The following is a 17,396-nucleotide window of genomic DNA, read 5'->3' on the forward strand; positions in this document are numbered from 1 at the left end:
GCTTCAGGCGGCGAGTTTGGCGCGCTCGGCGATTGCCGCGGCGGGTGGAGCGGCGGTGTCGACGCCCATTTCATCAAGCGATTGCGCCGCCGCCTCGACGACGCGGCGCATGACATGCTCGTCCATCTGGCCGATACAGCCGACGCGGAAGGAATCCACGACCGTCAGCTTGCCGGGGTAGATGATGAAGCCCTTCTCCTTCATCAGTTCGTAGAAGCGCTCGAAGGCGAAGTTGGCGTGGGCCGGATTGAAGAAGGTTACGATGATCGGCGACAGCCAGCGGTCCTTGAGCAAGGTCTCGAAGCCAAGCTCGCGCATGCCGGTCACCATGACGTCGCGGTTTCTGACATAGCGGGCGCCACGACCGGCGACGCCGCCTTCGGCCTCGTGCTGGCGCAGTGCCTCGAGGAAGGCGGCGACGACATGCGTCGGCGGGGTGTAGCGCCATTGGCCGGTCTTGTTCATGTGCACCCATTGTGCATGGACGTCGAGCGACAGCGAGTGGCTGCGGCCCTTGGCGGCCTCCAACTCGCTCTTGCGGGCGATGATGAAGCCGAAGCCCGGCACGCCCTCGATGCATTTGTTGGCTGAGGAAACCATCGCCTCGTAGCGGATCTCGTTGACGTCGAGGGCAACGGCGCCGAAGGCACTCATGGAATCGACGAGCAGCTTGCGACCCTTGGCATGGACGGCCTCGGCAATCTCGGCGACCGGGTTCAAGATGCCCGAACTCGTCTCGCAATGGATGGCGATGACATGCGTGATGGCGTGGTCGGCCTCGAGGGCGGCCGCCACCTCGTCGCCGCGCGGCGGCAGGTAGTCGCCCTTGTCGATCAGCGTATAGGCGCGGCCGAGATACTGCATCGTCTGTGCGGCACGCAGGCCGTAGGCACCATTGGCCAGCACCAGAACCTTGCCGTCTTTCGGCACGAACGAGCCCAGCATCGCCTCGACGCAGAACGAGCCGCTGCCTTGCATCGGCACACAGTCGAATTCTCCATTCATGTCGCCGGTCAGCGCCAACAGACGGCGGCGCATGTCTGATGTCATGGCGCGGAAGTCGCCGTCCCACGATCCCCAGTCGCGCAGCATCGCCTGCTTGACCGAATAGGCCGTGGTGAGCGGCCCGGGGGTCAAAAGATAGGGCTCGCCCAGGGCCGGCCTGGCCAGCGGCTCCGCGGCAAATTTTGTCTCGGCGAGCATGATGTCCTCCGACAGGTCGCTGCTTTTTTTTTGTGGCGCCATTGTCGGCCCGGACGACGTATTTGTAAAATCGTTATTTTGTATCGATGTATCGATTGGAACGATAGTCTCTGAGCGTATCGGGTAGGCTGCATGCTGCTCATGACACGGCTGTGAACATAGGAAGGTTCATCCCCAGTCATCAGAGGAATCGTTCATTCCGGCCTTTTGACTAGCGAGGCTTATGATAAAGTGCAGGCGACTTCGCGACCCGAAAGGCACACAGGATGCGCTACGTTCAGCTGCGAGCTTTTCACCAGGTGGCGATCTCAGGTGGCTTTTCGCGGGCGGCCGAAGCGCTGTTCCTGACCCAGCCGGCAATATCGGACCAGGTGCGCAAGCTCGAGGAAGAGTATGACGTCCTGTTGTTCAACCGGAACAAGAAGCAGGTCACGCTGACCCATTCCGGCCAGAAGCTGCTCGAAATAACCCACCGCATGTTCGACACCGAGCAGCAGGCACTCGAGCTCCTGACGGAGTCGCGCGCCCTGCGTTCCGGCACGCTGCGCATCGTCGCCGATGCAGCGCACCATCTGCTTCACATCCTCGGCAGCTTCAGGGCCCGCTATCCGGGCGTGCAGGTTTCGGTGCGCGCCGGAAACACCGAGACTGTGATCAGCAGCCTCTACAGCTACGATGCCGACATCGGCGTGCTGGGCGAAGTGCCTGCCGGGCGCGACTTCGAGGTGCTGAAACTGAACTCGACGCCGATCATCGCCTTCACCTCGATCGACCATCCGCTGTCGGGGAAAAAATCGCTGACGCTCAAACAGCTGGCGCAGGAATCGCTGGTCATGCGCGAGCGCGGTTCGAAGACGCGCCAGAAGCTGGAAGACCTGGCCGCGGCTTCGAAGGTCGAACTCAGGCCGGCGATCGAGGCCGAAGGCCGCGAGGCTGTCCGCGAGATCGTCGCATCTGGTGCCGGCATCGGCTTTGTGTCGGCGGCCGAATTCGGCCAGGATACGCGGCTGGTCCCAATCATGATCGACGCTCCCGAGACCCTGATGGACGAGGCGCTGATCTGCCTGCGCGAGCGCAGCGGCGGCAAGCTGGTGCGCGCCTTTCTCGACATGGCGCGCTCGATGTCGGCGGATTAATGCATGTCGCCCGGAAGTGTCTTCGGTTCCGGGATAACGACATGCATAAAATCAGAAGCTTACAGCGGGTCGGGCGAATCCTATTCGCCGCGACATGCTGTAGTTGAGCATGATCTCTTCCGAAAACCGGCTCCTACTTTTCGGGATCATGCTTAGGCCGCATCGGCTTTCACCCGCTCCGACTTCGGATCGTAGGGGCTGCGCAGATGCGCCGTGGCGGTGTGGCGCACGCCGGCCAGATCGATCTCGAAATGACCGCTGCTCAGGAACGAGGCGTCGACGCCCGCTTCGTGCTCGATCAGCCCGAGCGCCACCGAACGGCCTAGCGTATGGCCATAAGCGGCCGAGCGGACCTCGCCGACCGGTTTGCCGTCGCGCAGGATCAGTTCGCCGCCCCACAGCATCGGCTCGGCATCGTCTGCTGTGAACAGCACGATGCGCCTGGTCGGTACCGAGGACTTCGCGGCGGCGAGCGCATCACGCCCGATGAAACCGCCCGGCTTGTCCATCGCGACGGCAAAGCCAAGCCCCGCCTGCCATGGGTTGATATCAGGCGTCAGTTCGCGACCCCAGGCGCGAAAACCCTTTTCGATGCGCAAGGCGTCGAGCGCGTAGTAACCGGCGTCAGCCAAGCCGAATTCACGGCCGGCCTCGTGCAGCGCCGCGTAGACGCCGACGGCGAATTCGGTCGGCACGATCAGTTCCCAGCCGAGCTCACCGACATAGGTCATGCGGTTGGCATAGGCGGTGGCGTAGCCGATATCGATTTTGCGAATGGTGGCGAAAGGGAAACCGGTGTTGGAAAGATCCGCCGATGACAGTTTGCCCAGGAGGTCGCGCGAACGCGGCCCCATCAGGGCCAGCACCGCATAGGATGAGGTGACATCGGTCAGGATGGCATGCGCGCCCGCCGGAATGTTCTTGACGATCCAGTCGGCGTCGTGGACTGCCTGCGCGGAACCGGTGACGATGAAGAATTTTTCCGCGCCAAGCCGCATCACGGTGAGATCGCTTTCGTAACCGCCGCGCACGTTGAGCACGCCCGTATAGACCGACGTGCCGACCGGCACATCGACGTCGCCGGCGCAGATCCGGTTCAGCACGGCACAGGCGTCGCGCCCCTGGACAAGAAGCTTGGCGAAGGAGGTCTGGTCGAAGATGGCGACGGCCTCGCGCGTCGCCTTCATCTCGCGCCGCACTGCCTCGTGCCAGTTCTGGCGACCGAAGGCATAGTCGTTCTCGGCCTTCTCTCCTGGCGCCGCGAACCAATTGGCGCGCTCCCAGCCCATCTTGGAGCCGAAGCAGGCGCCCTTGGCGGCAAGGCGGTCGTAAAGCGGCGAGCGGCGGAAGGGCCGCGCGGTGTCCAATTCGCGGTTCGGCCACGGCATGGCGTAGTGCAGGCCGAGTGTCTCCTTGACGCGGTCATGCAGCCAGCGCGGATTGTTGTTGAACGAGGCGAAGCGCCTGATATCGACCGGCCACAAATCCATGGTCGGCGCGCCGTTGACGATCCATTCGGCCAGTGCCCTGCCGGCGCCACCGGCACTGGCAATGCCCATCGAATTGAAACCGGCGCCGACATAGAAATTCTTCAACTCCGGCGCCTCGCCGAGGAGGAAATTGTTGTCGGGCGTGAAGCTCTCGGGACCGTTGTAGAATTTCTTGACTTCGGCCTGCGCCAGCTGTGGCACGCGCACCAGCGCGTTTTCCATCAGGATCTCGAACTGGTCCCAATCGTCGGGCAGCAGCGCGAATTCGAAATTTTCGGGAATGCCGTTCATGCCCCACGGCTTGGCATGCGGCTCAAAGCCGCCCATGACCAGGCCGCCGACCTCCTCCTTGAAGTAGATGAAGCCATCGGGGTCGCGCATCACGGGTAGATCCGGATGCACGCCTTCGACCCGGCCAGTGACGATGTACATGTGCTCGGCCGAATGCATCGGCACCGAAACGCCGCACATCAGCCCGACCTTGCGCGCCCATTGGCCGGCGCAATTGACGACGATCTCGGCGGCGATGTCGCCATGGTCGGTCTCGACACCGCAGGCGACGCCGTTCCTGACGCTGATACCAGTGACCTTGACCCGCTCGAATATTTTGGCGCCACCATTGCGCGCGCCCTTGGCCAGAGACTGCGTCAGATCAGTCGGATTGGCCTTGCCGTCTCCAGGCAGCCAGACAGCGCCGACGAGGTCGTCGACAGCCATGACCGGCCAGAGCTCGGCGGCCTCGCGAGGCGAGATGACGTCGATCTCAACCCCTTGGGCACGGGCCGACGCAGCCGTGCGTTTGAGCACCGTCATGCGGTCGGCGGTGCGCGCAACAGACAACGAGCCGCAATTCTTCCAGCCGGTGGCAAGACCGGTCTCGGCCTCCAGTTCGCTGTAGAGCTGCGTGGAGTATCTGATCAGGCTGGTCATGTTGGAATGGCTGCGCAGCTGGCCGACAAGACCAGCCGCGTGCCACGTGGTGCCGCCGCTGAGTTGCCCCTGCTCGAGCAGCACCACATCGCTCCAGCCCAGTTTGGTCAGATGATAAGCGACCGAACAGCCGATGATGCCGCCGCCGACAATGACGATCCGAGCCTGGGTGGGAAATTCATGTGCCATGAGCGTTCCGCCAGTCGAGGGATGGCCGAGACACTATCATGGAAAAACCAAATATCAACTCATAAAGTCACAAAAAATCACATCAAGATGCAACGATGAGTTCGGGACCCTTTTGCGAGAGCGCTTCGACAAGCGCGAGGTCGGGGTCGGCATCGACGATTACGCCTGCGGCACGTTCGAAATTCGGAATCCTGAGCGGCGTCAGCTTGCCGAACTTGCTGCTATCGAGGACGAAATAGGCCTTGCCGGCAAGGGCGATCATGCGGCCGCGCTGTTCGGCGCCGGCACGGGTGAAGTCGGTGACCTCCCCGTCCGGAGACAGTGCCCCGCCGCCGAGAAAGGCGACGTCGACGCGAAAGCGGGCCATCGCATCGAGCGTGTCGATGCCGGAAGCCGCTTCCTCGCCCGGGTCGATCTCGCCGCCCAGCACGTGCACGCGCATGCCGGGGACATGGCACAGATGCAGCGCTATTTTCAGGCTGGCCGTGCAGATCGTCAGATCGCGCAGTTCCGTCAGGGCATGCGCGACGGCCAAAGTGGTGGTGCCGGAATCGAGAAAGACCACCATGCCATCCCTGACCAAGCCGGCCGCCGTCCTGCCGATCGCCGCCTTGCCGGCGGCATTTTCCTGGCTTCGCAGGCTCATCGCCGGTTCACTCGGCTCGAAGCTGGCAGCCCCGCCATGTACGATGCCGAGCCTGCCCTGGTCCGACAGCAGCTTCAGATCACGGCGGATGGTTTCGCGCGACACGTCGAAGAACTCGGCCAACTCGGCGACACTGACGGAACCCTGGGCGCTCAGCCGCCTCAGGATCTCGTCGTGGCGGCGCGGGGCAAGGGCGCGCACCGGCAGGCGGGAGACGGGAGACATGGCGATCCCTTATGTCGAGCATTGATGTTGCAATATGTGGCAGCGAACCGGTCCGCTGGCAACCGTGCGCGGCCCTGCCCTCGCGCTCAGGATTTTCGCGACAACCCGCCGCCCTCTATCGCATTGACGAGTGTGTCGCTGCCTTCACGAAGATGCTGTCTCAGAACGCCCACGGCCTTCTTGCCGTCGCGCTGACGGCAAGCGGCCAGCAGGCCGCGATGCTCCGTCTGCGCACGTGCTCCTATGCCGACGTGGCCAGCCTATCCCCGACCGGGTTCAGATCAGCAATTCGCGGCACCGCATATCTCATGCGCATGCGCAAGAACGGTGCCTCGATACAGGTGTAGCTGAGGTAGCCGATCGGGATTGTCGCAAGAAAGCACAAGGCGGACCAAAGGCAAGCAACGTAGAAATTGCTGATACTCATGATGTTCGCGTCGATGAACGCCGCCAATTGCATGACGAAGAACAGGTGCAGGAGATAGATCGAATAGCTGTAAGCTCCCGCTTTCTCCAGGATCTTGAACGGCAGGCTTGTCCGCGTTCTTGAAAAGCTGGTGTCGTAATAGGCGATGCCGAATGCGTAGGCCGCCGCCTCCAAGGTCGGCAAGATGATCCATATCCAATGGGGCGAGGGATAACCGCCAAGTTGGTAAAATCCGCCAGCGGCATCGAACCACCAGAAGAACCCTGAAAATGCGATGAGAACAGCCAGCGCCAGCCAATGCCGATCCTTCGCACGGAGATGAAAGGCAAGAATGCCGGCCACAAACTGATCGGCATGGCCGATGATGGTCGTGGACGCCGCCAACTGCACCTCGCCGAGGTCGGTATAGAGTGCAGATCTTAGCAAAATGGTTGCCGCGATGAACAGCAGAGGGGCGAACGGAAATCGCCTGGACGCCATCAGCAGGAATGGAAGCAGAACGTAGAAATGCGCTTCGACGGTTATGGACCAGCCACCGTTCGGAAGAGTGGGAAAGACGAGGCCCTTGCCGACATCGGTGAAATACTCGTCCAGAGGCTGGCCAGCGAGATGCCTGCGGCAGGCCTCGATGACGATGACGGCCAGCAGAAGCGGCAGCAGCCTCAGCGCCCGGTTGGCAAAGAACGGCAAATAGTTGACCTGTCTTCCGTCAAGCAGCTTGGCAAAAAGATAGCCCGAGAGCGCCATGAACAGCGAAACGCCGGTGTGTCCTTCGTCCAGAAGGCTGAAGACTGGCAGAGCCGGTACGAACCCATAGGGGACGGGGCCATCGGGAGACTGATGAAGGAAATGCCAGGTGAAGACCAGGAAAGCCGCAAGGCCCCGAACATGGTCAAGCGCCGGATAATGTTTTCCAGTCGAAGACTTCATGATTCAGACCAAATGCCCGCCCTTTGGACGACGGTTGCCGCGCTGCGTCGTTTGTAGTTGCGTCAGCAACGGCACCGCAGCGAGGATAACTCGCCTACATCTCCCACTTTGCCGCGCCTCTCGTTAATTTAGACTTCTATTTATTGTGAAAGTTTACTTCCGGCACACCCCAGCGACCATATAGCGTCCCAAGCGCAATCGTCGCGAAAAAGGGGTACGACCCAGCCTCATGCGATGAGCGGAGCGTCGACGTCTCTTCCCTGCCTATGCACAGACTGCTTTGCTCAATCGACCTTTACGGCGACCACCGCGGCGCAGTCGCCGGCCTTGACCAGGCCTGGGAAATGCCGCGCCGCCAGCATGCCAGACATTTTCGCCCGGATGTCCTGCGGAGCAACGCCGGTGCGGCCGGTGGAATGGATGCGCGCCAGCACCGCGCCTTCTTCGACAGGCCCGCCAAGATCGACCATGGTTTCTATCATGCCGTCGTCTTCGGCGAAGCAGAAGCAATCTCCCGACGGCATGTCCAGCCACTGGGTTCTGCCCGTTTCGACCGCCCCGGCGACGATACCTGCATGACGCAGCACGTTGAGGATGCCGCGCCGGGCGATCCGCACCGTCTCGGCTCGCGATGTGCCGCCGCCGCCGAGCTCGGTGGTGACGAAGACCTTGCCCATCTCTTCGGCCGCCGTGTCATACATGCCGATCGCATCGATCTCGGTCATGCGCATCGAGAACGGTGCCGAGAATGCCGCCACCGCGGCAAAGGCTTTCTGCTCCAGCGCCTTGTCGGGCAAAGTGTGGGCGGCGCAGAACGGCACGAAATCCAGCGTTTTGCCGCCGGAATGGAAGTCGAAGACGATGTCCGCGCGGGGGAGCAACTCGCGTTGGAAATAGTCGGCGATCTTCTGCGTCACCGTGCCGTCGGGCCGGCCGGGAAAGCTGCGGTTCATGTTGCCCTTGTCGATCGGCGAGGTGCGGGTGCCCGCCCGGAAAGCCGGATAGTTCATCGCCGGCACGATGATCACCGTGCCGCTGACCTGGCCGGGATCGAGCGTGCGGGCGAGTTCGTAGAGCGCCAGCGGCCCTTCATACTCGTCGCCATGGTTGCCGCCGGTCAGCAGCGCCGCCGGCCCCTTGCCATTGCGGATGACGCAGATCGGAATCATCACCGAGCCCCAGGCCGAGTCGTCGCGGCTATAGGGCAGGCGCAGGAAGCCATGCTGGATGCCGTCACGATCGAAATCGACGGTCGGCGCGACCGGCGACGGGCGAAGACTGGACATCGGGCTCAATCCTTCACCACCAGCTTGCGCGGCACATTGGCCAGGCACTCCACACCGGTTTCGGTGATCAGGATGGACTCGGTGATCTCCAGCCCCATTGTCTCCAGCCAGAGACCGGTCATGAAATGGAAAGTCATGCCGGGCTTGAGCTCGGTCCGATCGCCGGGGCGCAGGCTCATCGTGCGTTCGCCCCAGTCCGGCGGATAGGAAAGCCCGATCGAATAGCCGGTGCGGTTGTCCTTGACGATACCGTATTTCTTCAGCACGGCAAAGAAGGCATTGGCGATGTCCTCGCAGGCATTGCCTGGTTTCGCGGCCGCCAAGCCCGCCTCCATGCCTTCCAGCGTCGCCTTCTCGGCATCGAGGAATTCCTGCGTCGGTTTGCCGAGGAAGACGGTGCGCGACAGCGGGCAATGATACCTGTTGTAGCAGCCGGCGATCTCGAAGAACGTGCCCTCGCCCCGCTTCATCGGCTGGTCGTCCCAGGTCAGATGCGGCGCCGAGGCGTCCGCGCCTGACGGCAGCAGCGGAACGATCGCTGGGTAATCGCCGCCGATGCCGTCCACGCCGCGCGTGCCGGCATCGTAGATCTCGGCGACGAGATCGCATTTGCGCATGCCGACTTCGATCTTGTCGACGATGCGCTGGTGCATCGCCTCGACGATACGGGCGGCCTTGCGCATATAGTCGATCTCGGTCGGGCTCTTTACCGCGCGCTGCCAGTTGACCAGCGCGGTGGCGTCGACGAAGCGGGCATTGGGCAGATGCTTCTGCAGGGCGGCGAAGGCGGCGGCGGAGAACCAGTAATTGTCCATCTCGACGCCGACGGTGAGCTTGCCCCAGCCGCGATCGCTCAGCACGCTCGACAGGAAGTCCATCGGGTGGCGTTCGGTCGACTGCACATAGTGGTCAGCGTAGCCGACGATGTTGTCGTGGGCGAGATAGGCAGTGCGCTTGGCGCCGTTGGCGTCCTGGCCACGACCATACCAGACCGGCTCGCCCGACGGGGGCACGATGACGGCCTGGTGCACATAGAACGACCAGCCATCATAACCGGTCAGCCAGGCCATGTTGGAGGGATCGCTGACGATCAAAAGATCGACGCCCTTCGCCTCCATGGCTTTCCGTGTCTTGGCGAGGCGCTCCGCATATTCGCTTCGCGAGAATTTCAGGTTCGGCTGCATTTGTTGGTCCTCGTTTGTTGGGACTGGAGCCGGTTCAACTCCGTTGAATCCGGCTCCAGGTAGTTTTTTTGTGGGAGCATGATCCACCGGGAAAACCGGTTGCCACTGTTCGGGATCATGCTCCCGCGGCCGGCATCAGCTTTCAAACATGGTTCCGGCTTTCGCGGCCAGCGCGCGGTCGCGGGCGAGCGTGGCGATCGCCGTATCCTGCACACCGGTGCCGGTAAGATCGGCGATGGTGATGTCGCTGGCCGAGCGCCGGCCATGTTTCGCGCCGGCGATGATCTGGCCCAACTCGGTCACATCCGTCTCGGCAGCCATCACGCCCGCCGCGATGGCATGGTGCAGTTCGCCCAGCCGCCGCGTCTGTTTCGCGCTGTCGGCGACATAGAGATCGGCCATGCGCAGGATTGCCGGCGCGATCTCGTTCTTGTGCTCGGCGTCGGACCCCATGGCGGTGATGTGCTGGCCGGTCGAGACAAACCCCGCTTTGATCAGCGGTTCGGTCGATGGCGTGGTGGTGACGATAATGTCGGCGCCGGCAACAGCGTCGGCCGCTTCGGGTTCGGCGCGCACGTCGATGCCGAGCCTTTCGCGCAAGGTAGCAGCGGCCGTCTCCGCCTTGGCGGCATCGCGTGCCCAGATGCGGGCCTGCGTTATCGGCCGCACCAGCTTCAGGGCTTCGAGCTGCAGCCCGGCCTGGATGCCGGCACCGAAGATCGCGGCGACGGAGGAGTCCGGTCGTGACAGATGCTTGGCCGCAACGGCTCCGGCGGCAGCGGTGCGGACGTCGGTGAGATAGCCATTGTCGAGCAGCAAGGCTTCGACCAGGCCGGTTCTGGCTGACAAAAGCACCATCATGCCGTTGACGCTGGGCAGACCGAGCTTGGGATTGTCGAAGAAGCCGGGACTGATCTTGATGGCGAAGCCATCGATACCGGGGACATAGGCCGTCTTCACGTCGACCTCGCCGCGATGCTCGGGGATGTCGAGCCGCAGGATCGGCGGCATCGCCACCGGCAGGGTGGCAAGCGCACGGAAAGCATTTTCGACGCAGGCGACGGCATCGAGATCGAGCATCACGATCGTGCGCAGTTCAGCTTCGGTGAGGATCGTCATCCTGCTCATGCGGCACACTCCGAAATCGATGGTATCTCCCCGCAGACTATCTTCCGGTGCAGTTGCATGTCGATGTTGCGGCCGGAAAGCAGAACCACCACCGGCCCCTCCGCCTTGACCTTGCCGGCGAGCAGCGCCGCGATGCCTACCGCACCGGCTCCTTCGACGATCTCGCGTTCCTGTTCATAGGCATGGCGAATGCCGGCGGCGATCTCGTCCTCACTGAGCAGGACGACGTCATCGAGCAGGTCGCGGCACATGGTGAAGGTCAGTCGGTTGTCAAGGCCAATGCCGCCGCCGAGCGAATCCGCCAGCGTCGGCAGTTCCTCGACCAGCACGGGACGGCCCGCATCGAGGCTGGCCTTCATTGCCGCTCCGCGCGCCATCGAGATGCCGACCACTTTTGTCCCGGGGCGGATGCCCTTGACGGCGGCCGCTACACCCGAGGCCAATCCACCTCCAGACAGTTGCACCAATACCAGAGCGGCGTTAGGCACCTGCTCGATGATTTCCAACCCAAGCGTGCCTTGACCGGCAATGATGGCCGGATGGTCGAAGGGCGGCAGCATGACAAGTCCCTCCTCCGCCACCAGCCGCTCGACCTCTTGCTGGGCATCGTCCTGGCTGTTGCCGACGATACGGATTTCCGCGCCGAGGCGGCGGATTTCGTCGAGTTTATTCTTGGGTACCAGTCGAGACATGCAGATCACCGCACGCATGTCCTCGAGCTTCGCCGCGTGGGCGAGCGCACGGCCATGATTGCCGGTCGATGCCGCAACGACGCCGCGCGCCTTCTCCTCGGCATCAAGCGAAGCGACGGCGTTCGAAGCGCCGCGCAGCTTGAAGCTGCCGGTGATCTGGCGGTGCTCGAGCTTGAGATGGATCGGCACGTCCATTCGCTCGGAGAGACCCGCCGAAAGTACGGTCGATGTACGCTCGACCTTGTCTGCAATTCGCTCGCGCGCGGCACGGATATCGCCAAGGGTCACTGTTGCCATGATCGTCAATCGCGCGGCAAGGGCAGCGTCATCAGACGGCCGAATTCGGGATGGGCCGTCTCGTCGCTGCAAAGGCGCAGGCAGTTCCAGGCGGTAGCCTGGTTGCTGGTCACCACCGGGCGGCCGATCGCCTGTTCCATGCCGGTGACCGCGAGCGCACCGCGTAGCGCCGTGCAGGAGACGAACAGCGCGTCCGCCTGCGGATGCATCGCCCGGCGCGCGACATCGACAAGCGCTGCCGGAGCAATGCGCGCCATCTCGCGGTCGTCCTCGAAGCCGAGGCAAGTAAAGCTTAGGATTTCGAAGCCACGTTCGGCGAAATAGGTCGCCATCGGCCTGGAGGTTTCGAGCGTATAGGGCGTGAGGATGCTGATCCTGCGCACGCCGAAGGCGTTCAGCCCGCGCACGCCAGCCATCGGCGGAGTGACAACAGGTACGCCTGGCTTGGCGGCCTGGATCGCCGTCTCGATCTCGGCGTCGCCAATCACCACCGATGCCGACGTGCAGGAATAGCAGATTGCGTCGAGCGGCTCGTCCGGCAGGATCAAGGCAGCGCCCGCCGTCAGCGCCGGCTGCATCTTGCGCAAGTTCTCAGGCGTCGTCGGATTGGCATAGGGAATGCGCGCGACATAGACGCCGATCCGTTCGCTCGCCACCATGCGGCGAAAATCCGGCTCGGTCGTATGGTCGGTGGCAAGGATGATGAGGCCGACGCGCCGCTCCAACGGTCGTTCATCGAGCGCTGGCCGGTTGGGCACAAGCTTGATCTCGGGCAAGGGCTTCATCTTTTATCTTTCGATCTTGCCGTAGCGGCGTTCCAGCCAGCGCAGCAGCACGACCGAAATCAGGCTGATGGCGAGGAAGAAGGCACCGACCAACGTGATCGGCTCGAGGTAGCGATAGTAGGTGTTGGCGACGCTTTTTGCCTGGTTCATCAATTCCAGTACGGTGATCGCCGAGAGCAGCGGCGTCTCCTTGAACATGGCGATGAAGTAGTTGGCCAATGCCGGGATCATCGGCGGAATGGCCTGCGGGATGATGATGTGGGACCAGGTCTGCCGGGTGCTGAGATTGCAGGCCTTGGCGGCTTCCCACTGGCCACGCGGTACATTGTCGATGCCGGCGCGGTAGACCTCCGCCGTGTAGGTGCCGTAATGCAGGCCGAGCCCAATGACCCCAGCGACCAGCGGCGGCAGCAGGATGCCGATGTCGGGCAGCACGTAGAAGATGAAATAGAGCTGTACCAGGAGCGGTGTGCCGCGGATGAATTCGGCCACCCAGCCGACGGTACGCGACAGCGCCTTGTTGGGCGAGCGGCGCGCCAGCGCGATGCCCAAGCCGACGATCGCCGCCAGCACCGAGCCGAGCAGCGTCGCCAGGATGGTGATCTTCACCCCCTGGATCAGCGTCGGCAGGATCTGCCGGACAAAATCCCAATCCCAATCCATCAGCGAGCCCAATTCATCGGGAATGCCCTTGCCATCAGACGCGCACTCCGTCGAGGCCGCGCGCCATGTGGCGTTCCAGCGAGCGCACGGCCCATGAGATGAGCAGCGCCAGGATGAAATAGATGACGAGAATGGTGGTGAACGGCACCATGGTGTTGCCGGTCTGGGCGCGCACCACCTGTGCCTGGAAAGTGAGATCGGCGAGCGAGATCAGCGAGACGACCGATGTCGCCTTGAGCAGCTCGATGGCATTGTTGCCGAAGGTCGGCAGCATCACCAGAAACGCCTGCGGCAGGATAACATGGCGCATGCCTTGCCAGCGGCCCAGATTGAGCGCGATGCAGGCCTCATGCTGTTCGCGGCCGATCGATTGCACGGCGCCGCGCACCACCTCGGCGGCGTAGGCGCCGACATTCAAGCCCAGCGCCAATACGCCGGCCTGCAACGGGGTCAGTTCGAGACCCAGCAGGGGCAACACGAAATAAGCGAAGAACAGCTGCACGAAGATCGATGTGCCGCGGAAGAATTCGATATAGGCCGTCGCCAAGGCCCGCAGCGCGAAGAAGCGCGACAGGCGCCCCAAGCCGGCGAGAAAGGCCATGATCAGGGCCAGCACCGACCCCATCAGCGTCAGCTCGATGGTGACAAGCGCTCCCTGCAATATCAGGCCGAAATAGCCGGACCACTGGGTCATTGAGGTTCCAACGTTGTGATTCTAGCCCCTTCTCCCCGTTTACGGGGAGAAGATGCCGGCAGGCAGATGAGGGGCAGCGCTAGCTCGGCAAAACCTGGCGCCGCCCCTCATCCGTCACTTCGTGACACCTTCTCCCCGTGAACGGGGAGAAGGCAAGAAAAGCGCGCGCTACTTCGCTGCGCAGAGCTTGTCGCGCGTGGTCGACATTGCCGCCGCCGCCGAGAAGCCATAGGGCTCGATGATCTTGGCGAACTCACCCGACTTCTTCATCTTGGCGAGCTCGACGTCGAAGGCATCGCGCAGCGCCTCGTCGCCTTTCTTGAAGGCAGCGCCGTCGCAATAAACCGGCGCGCCCTGCACCGGGGCGATGACTTCGAGGTTCGGATCGGCGGCCTTCTTCATCAGATCATTGATCGACAGGACGGGCAGCGAATAGGCATCGATGCGGCCGTCCTGCACCATCTTCAGGCCGCTCTGGCCATCCGGCACGACGATGACACGTTCACGAGGGACACCGGCGGTGAGTGCGAGCTTCTCCTCGGTGCCGCCGCCCGGCGCGCCGATGGTGGCGGACGTGTCCTTGGCGACATCCTCGTAGCTCTTGAAGCCTTTCGGATTTCCCTTCTTCACCAGCATCGCCTCGGCGTCGCACAGAACCGGCTCCGAATAGGCAACCGCGGCGCAACGCTCTGGCTTCATGAACAGGCCGGCGGTGACGACGTCGAAGCGGCCGGCCTGCAGGCCGGGGATCATGGCGCCATATTCCGAGATCGAGGCGACGATATCCGCCACTCCGAGACGCTTGAAAATCTCGCGCGCCACGTCGGGCGCGGCGCCCGAAACCTTGCCGTCGGCAGCCACCGCCGTATAGGGCGGCTCGTTGGCAATAGCGACGCGTGCGAACCCTTGCGCCTTGAGTTGTTCGAGCTTCTTGTCCGCGGCCGAGCCCATGCTTGATGTCGCGAGCACCGCCGTAACTGCAAGACCCGCGACGCCGGCCAGAATGCCAAGTTTCTTCATTGTTCCCAACTCCTTGTTCTTGTCTTGGTTTGCGTGATTTCAGGACGGCTTGGCCGCCCTTGGCATGCGGTCAGACACGGTGTCCGGCCGCGATGATCTTCTTCAGGAACCCTTGCGTGCGTTCCTGCTTGGGATTGCGGAAAATCTCGTCGGGCTTGCCTTCCTCGACTATTCGGCCGCGATCGAAGAACAGCACCCGGTCGGCGAAATCGTGGGCGAACCCCATCTCGTGCGTGACCAGCAGCATGGTCATGTCGGTCTCGGCGCAGAGCCGCCACAAGACGTTGAGCACTTCCTCGACCAGTTCCGGGTCGAGCGCCGACGTCACCTCGTCGAACAACATGATCTTTGGCTGCAAAGCGAGCGCGCGGGCGATCGCCACCCGCTGCTTCTGGCCGCCGGACAATTGGGCCGGCATCGCCTTCGCCTTGTCGGCCATGCCGACCATGTCGAGCAGCTCCATGGCCCGCTTCTCGGCGGCCGCGCGCGGCGTGCCCTTGGTCAGCATCGGCGCCAGCGTCACATTGTCGATGACGCTCTTGTGCGGGAACAGGTTGAACAGCTGGAAGACCATGCCGGTCTTCTGGCGCATCCGCGCCAGATGGCGCTCGTCGGCCGGCAGCAGCTGGCCGTTGCGCTCCATGTGGTAAAGCTGCTCGCCGTCGATCTGGATGTGACCGCCGTCGATGCGCTCCAGCGTCATCAGGATGCGCAGGATCGTCGTCTTGCCCGAACCGGAAGGGCCGATCAGCGCCAGTTTCTCGCGCGGCATGACCTGCATCGAGAGGCCGTCCAGCACCTTGAAGCTGCCAAAGCTCTTCGAGATGCTGTCGACCTTGATGATGGATGCGGATGCGGACAAATGAATTTCCCCGTCTGGAGAAGCCTGGTGCCCTTAACGATGCGGAACGGGCCAAATCATGTCAATTGGGAAAATAATATCATGACAATTATTCTGATTGCGCACATTTTCCAGTCAATCGCAGCCGGCTTTTTGGGCATGCCGTTGCCCCAGAGCCGCCTGGTACTTTTGGACGCCGTGCTCAGATTGCGAGCAGCAAATGCTCCGGATTGCCAAGCAAGAGTTTGGTGACAACGCCGAGACCGGCCCGCAGTTCCCCCTCGGTGGTCGAACCCAGCGAGATGCGTACCGCCGGATGCCAAGGCGCATCCGAAATGCGGAAGGAGGTGCCCGGTGCAATGGCCACGCCTTGCAACCGGGCCTGGGCGACAAAGCTCTCTTCGGAACGGTCGGCCGGCAGTGGCAGCCAGATATGCAAGCCGTCGCGTCGGGCACGGTAGTCGACGCCGGCCAGTACCTCTGCCGCGATGTCTTGCCGCCGCGCCAGCGCTGCGCGCTGCCAGTGGACAAGGTCGATGGCCGTACCGTCGGTCACCCATTTGGTGGCGATCTCGGCCACCATTGGCGTCGCCATCCAGTTCGAGACAAGATGCCGGTTGGCGACGGCCGCGACGTAACGATCGGGCGCGGCGAGATAGCCGATGCGCAGGCCGGGCACGGTGATCTTGGTGAAGGAGGTGACGTAAAGCGTCCGCTCCGGCGCGAAAGCGGCGACCGGCGGCGGTCGATCCTCGACCAGCGGGCCTAGCACGTCGTTCTCGATAATGGCGATGTCGTGCTTGCGCGCCACCGCCGCGATCTGCTGACGGCGCGCCGCATCCATCAGGGTTGCCGTGGGATTGATCACCGAAGGCTGCACGAACACGGCACGGATGTCGGAAAGCCGGCAGGCCTCTTCCAGCGCTTCCGGAATCAGGCCGTTGCCGTCGATCGGCAGGCCTTGAAGGTTGAAGCCGAGATAGCGCGCGAGCGGCACCAGCGTGTGGTGGCCGATCGCCTCGGTGGCGACGGTAGAACCCGGCGGCGCCACGCTCATCAACGCCACCGTCATGCCGGCGGTGGCGCCGTTGGTCAGGCTGATGTTCTGCGCGGAGGCATCGAGGCCGCAAAGTTTCAGCCATTCGACCGCCACGGCGCGGTGGCGCGGGAACACCATATTTGGCCGGAACGACAGTGCCGAACTCGACGGCAGGTTTTCGGCGAGCCAGCCCAGCGCCTGCTTCATCCGCTCCAGGTGCATCGGCTCGCAGACCGGTTTCAGGATGGAGAGGTCGATGACCTCACCGAGGCGCTCGGGCAGATAAGGCGGCTCCGGTTCGCGGCGCTGCGTCTGGACGAAGCTGCCACGGCCGATCTCGCCCGAAATCAGGCCGCGCCGGATCAATTCCTCGTAGGCGCGGCTGACCGTCTGCACCGAGAGCTTCAGATCGTCCGCCAGCCTGCGATGCGTCGGCAGCCGCGCGCCATTGGCAAGGCGTCCGTCATGGATGGCACGCGCGAACTGATCGGCCAAAGATTGGTAGGCTGGCCGCCGGATGAGCGTGGGATCGGGTTGCCACAATGTCATGACTTATTAGAGATCGAAATCAGTGCAATTGACAATCGAAAT

The 17,396-nt window shown here is 63.0% G+C and carries 15 protein-coding genes; 1 reads left to right on the top strand and 14 read right to left on the bottom strand.

The features are described from left to right. Nucleotides 1–3: 3 nt before the first annotated feature. A complete protein-coding gene (locus C7I87_RS20210; protein ID WP_149905871.1) occupies nt 4–1,203 on the bottom strand; it encodes a 2-aminoethylphosphonate--pyruvate transaminase in 1,200 nt (399 codons plus the stop codon). Nucleotides 1,204–1,469: 266 nt separating this feature from the next. Here C7I87_RS20210 and C7I87_RS20215 point away from each other — a divergent pair, with 266 nt between their 5' ends. Beyond that, on the top strand, nt 1,470–2,339 hold the full coding sequence (locus tag C7I87_RS20215) for a LysR substrate-binding domain-containing protein (RefSeq protein WP_149905872.1): 870 nt from the start codon (nt 1,470–1,472) through the stop codon (nt 2,337–2,339). 152 nt (nt 2,340–2,491) lie between these two features. On the opposite strand, the gene C7I87_RS20220 is transcribed toward C7I87_RS20215, so the two are convergent. From C7I87_RS20220 to C7I87_RS20285, 13 genes are all read right to left on the bottom strand, one after another. Next, nucleotides 2,492–4,948, bottom strand: coding sequence for a GcvT family protein (locus C7I87_RS20220; protein ID WP_149905873.1), 2,457 nt, complete (start codon nt 4,946–4,948; stop codon nt 2,492–2,494). A gap of 82 nt (nt 4,949–5,030) precedes the next feature. Next, a complete protein-coding gene (locus tag C7I87_RS20225) occupies nt 5,031–5,819 on the bottom strand; it encodes a DeoR/GlpR family DNA-binding transcription regulator (RefSeq protein ID WP_149905874.1) in 789 nt (262 codons plus the stop codon). Between the two features lie 241 nt (nt 5,820–6,060). Then, nucleotides 6,061–7,176 (bottom strand): acyltransferase family protein, encoded by a 1,116-nt coding sequence (locus C7I87_RS20235; protein ID WP_149905875.1) that lies wholly within the window; start codon nt 7,174–7,176, stop codon nt 6,061–6,063. Nucleotides 7,177–7,460: 284 nt separating this feature from the next. Next, complete coding sequence (gene doeB / locus C7I87_RS20240; RefSeq protein ID WP_149905876.1) at nt 7,461–8,462, bottom strand: N(2)-acetyl-L-2,4-diaminobutanoate deacetylase DoeB; 1,002 nt, start codon at nt 8,460–8,462, stop codon at nt 7,461–7,463. Nucleotides 8,463–8,467: 5 nt separating this feature from the next. Beyond that, nucleotides 8,468–9,646 (bottom strand): ectoine hydrolase DoeA, encoded by a 1,179-nt coding sequence (doeA, locus tag C7I87_RS20245; protein ID WP_149905877.1) that lies wholly within the window; start codon nt 9,644–9,646, stop codon nt 8,468–8,470. A gap of 135 nt (nt 9,647–9,781) precedes the next feature. Then, entirely contained in the window at nt 9,782–10,774 is a 993-nt protein-coding gene (gene eutC, locus C7I87_RS20250) for an ectoine utilization protein EutC (RefSeq protein ID WP_149905878.1), read from the bottom strand. Beyond that, nucleotides 10,771–11,763 (bottom strand): hydroxyectoine utilization dehydratase EutB, encoded by a 993-nt coding sequence (gene eutB / locus C7I87_RS20255; RefSeq protein WP_149905879.1) that lies wholly within the window; start codon nt 11,761–11,763, stop codon nt 10,771–10,773. Before eutB ends, eutC begins: the two co-directional genes overlap by 4 nt. Before the next feature lie 5 nt (nt 11,764–11,768). Beyond that, nucleotides 11,769–12,548 carry an ectoine utilization protein EutA gene (gene eutA, locus C7I87_RS20260; protein WP_149905880.1) on the bottom strand — a complete coding sequence of 260 codons (780 nt, stop codon included), beginning with the start codon at nt 12,546–12,548 and terminating at the stop codon, nt 11,769–11,771. A 3-nt stretch (nt 12,549–12,551) separates the two neighbouring features. Next, nucleotides 12,552–13,211, bottom strand: a complete 660-nt coding sequence (gene ehuD / locus C7I87_RS20265; RefSeq protein ID WP_149905881.1) for an ectoine/hydroxyectoine ABC transporter permease subunit EhuD — start codon at nt 13,209–13,211, stop codon at nt 12,552–12,554. A 34-nt stretch (nt 13,212–13,245) separates the two neighbouring features. Beyond that, entirely contained in the window at nt 13,246–13,905 is a 660-nt protein-coding gene (gene ehuC / locus C7I87_RS20270) for an ectoine/hydroxyectoine ABC transporter permease subunit EhuC (protein ID WP_149905882.1), read from the bottom strand. Between the two features lie 168 nt (nt 13,906–14,073). Continuing rightward, nucleotides 14,074–14,925 (bottom strand): ectoine/hydroxyectoine ABC transporter substrate-binding protein EhuB, encoded by an 852-nt coding sequence (gene ehuB / locus C7I87_RS20275; RefSeq protein WP_149905883.1) that lies wholly within the window; start codon nt 14,923–14,925, stop codon nt 14,074–14,076. 70 nt (nt 14,926–14,995) lie between these two features. Then, entirely contained in the window at nt 14,996–15,787 is a 792-nt protein-coding gene (ehuA, locus tag C7I87_RS20280) for an ectoine/hydroxyectoine ABC transporter ATP-binding protein EhuA (protein WP_149905884.1), read from the bottom strand. Between the two features lie 181 nt (nt 15,788–15,968). Next, a complete protein-coding gene (locus tag C7I87_RS20285; protein ID WP_149905885.1) occupies nt 15,969–17,354 on the bottom strand; it encodes a MocR-like ectoine utilization transcription factor EhuR in 1,386 nt (461 codons plus the stop codon). Nucleotides 17,355–17,396 lie beyond the last annotated feature (42 nt).

The sequence above is a fragment of the Mesorhizobium sp. SARCC-RB16n genome, from assembly GCF_008520305.1.
GTDB lineage: Bacteria > Pseudomonadota > Alphaproteobacteria > Rhizobiales > Rhizobiaceae > Mesorhizobium.

What these genes read in the sequence shown, in the direction of transcription:
- C7I87_RS20210 (WP_149905871.1), bottom strand. Translation starts at nt 1,203, where the DNA reads ATGCTCGCCGAGACAAAATTTGCCGCGGAGCCGCTGGCCAGGCCGGCC.
- C7I87_RS20215 (WP_149905872.1), top strand. Translation starts at nt 1,470, where the DNA reads ATGCGCTACGTTCAGCTGCGAGCTTTTCACCAGGTGGCGATCTCAGGT.
- C7I87_RS20220 (WP_149905873.1), bottom strand. Translation starts at nt 4,948, where the DNA reads ATGGCACATGAATTTCCCACCCAGGCTCGGATCGTCATTGTCGGCGGC.
- C7I87_RS20225 (WP_149905874.1), bottom strand. Translation starts at nt 5,819, where the DNA reads ATGTCTCCCGTCTCCCGCCTGCCGGTGCGCGCCCTTGCCCCGCGCCGC.
- C7I87_RS20235 (WP_149905875.1), bottom strand. Translation starts at nt 7,176, where the DNA reads ATGAAGTCTTCGACTGGAAAACATTATCCGGCGCTTGACCATGTTCGG.
- doeB (WP_149905876.1), bottom strand. Translation starts at nt 8,462, where the DNA reads ATGTCCAGTCTTCGCCCGTCGCCGGTCGCGCCGACCGTCGATTTCGAT.
- doeA (WP_149905877.1), bottom strand. Translation starts at nt 9,646, where the DNA reads ATGCAGCCGAACCTGAAATTCTCGCGAAGCGAATATGCGGAGCGCCTC.
- eutC (WP_149905878.1), bottom strand. Translation starts at nt 10,774, where the DNA reads ATGAGCAGGATGACGATCCTCACCGAAGCTGAACTGCGCACGATCGTG.
- eutB (WP_149905879.1), bottom strand. Translation starts at nt 11,763, where the DNA reads ATGGCAACAGTGACCCTTGGCGATATCCGTGCCGCGCGCGAGCGAATT.
- eutA (WP_149905880.1), bottom strand. Translation starts at nt 12,548, where the DNA reads ATGAAGCCCTTGCCCGAGATCAAGCTTGTGCCCAACCGGCCAGCGCTC.
- ehuD (WP_149905881.1), bottom strand. Translation starts at nt 13,211, where the DNA reads ATGGATTGGGATTGGGATTTTGTCCGGCAGATCCTGCCGACGCTGATC.
- ehuC (WP_149905882.1), bottom strand. Translation starts at nt 13,905, where the DNA reads ATGACCCAGTGGTCCGGCTATTTCGGCCTGATATTGCAGGGAGCGCTT.
- ehuB (WP_149905883.1), bottom strand. Translation starts at nt 14,925, where the DNA reads ATGAAGAAACTTGGCATTCTGGCCGGCGTCGCGGGTCTTGCAGTTACG.
- C7I87_RS20285 (WP_149905885.1), bottom strand. Translation starts at nt 17,354, where the DNA reads ATGACATTGTGGCAACCCGATCCCACGCTCATCCGGCGGCCAGCCTAC.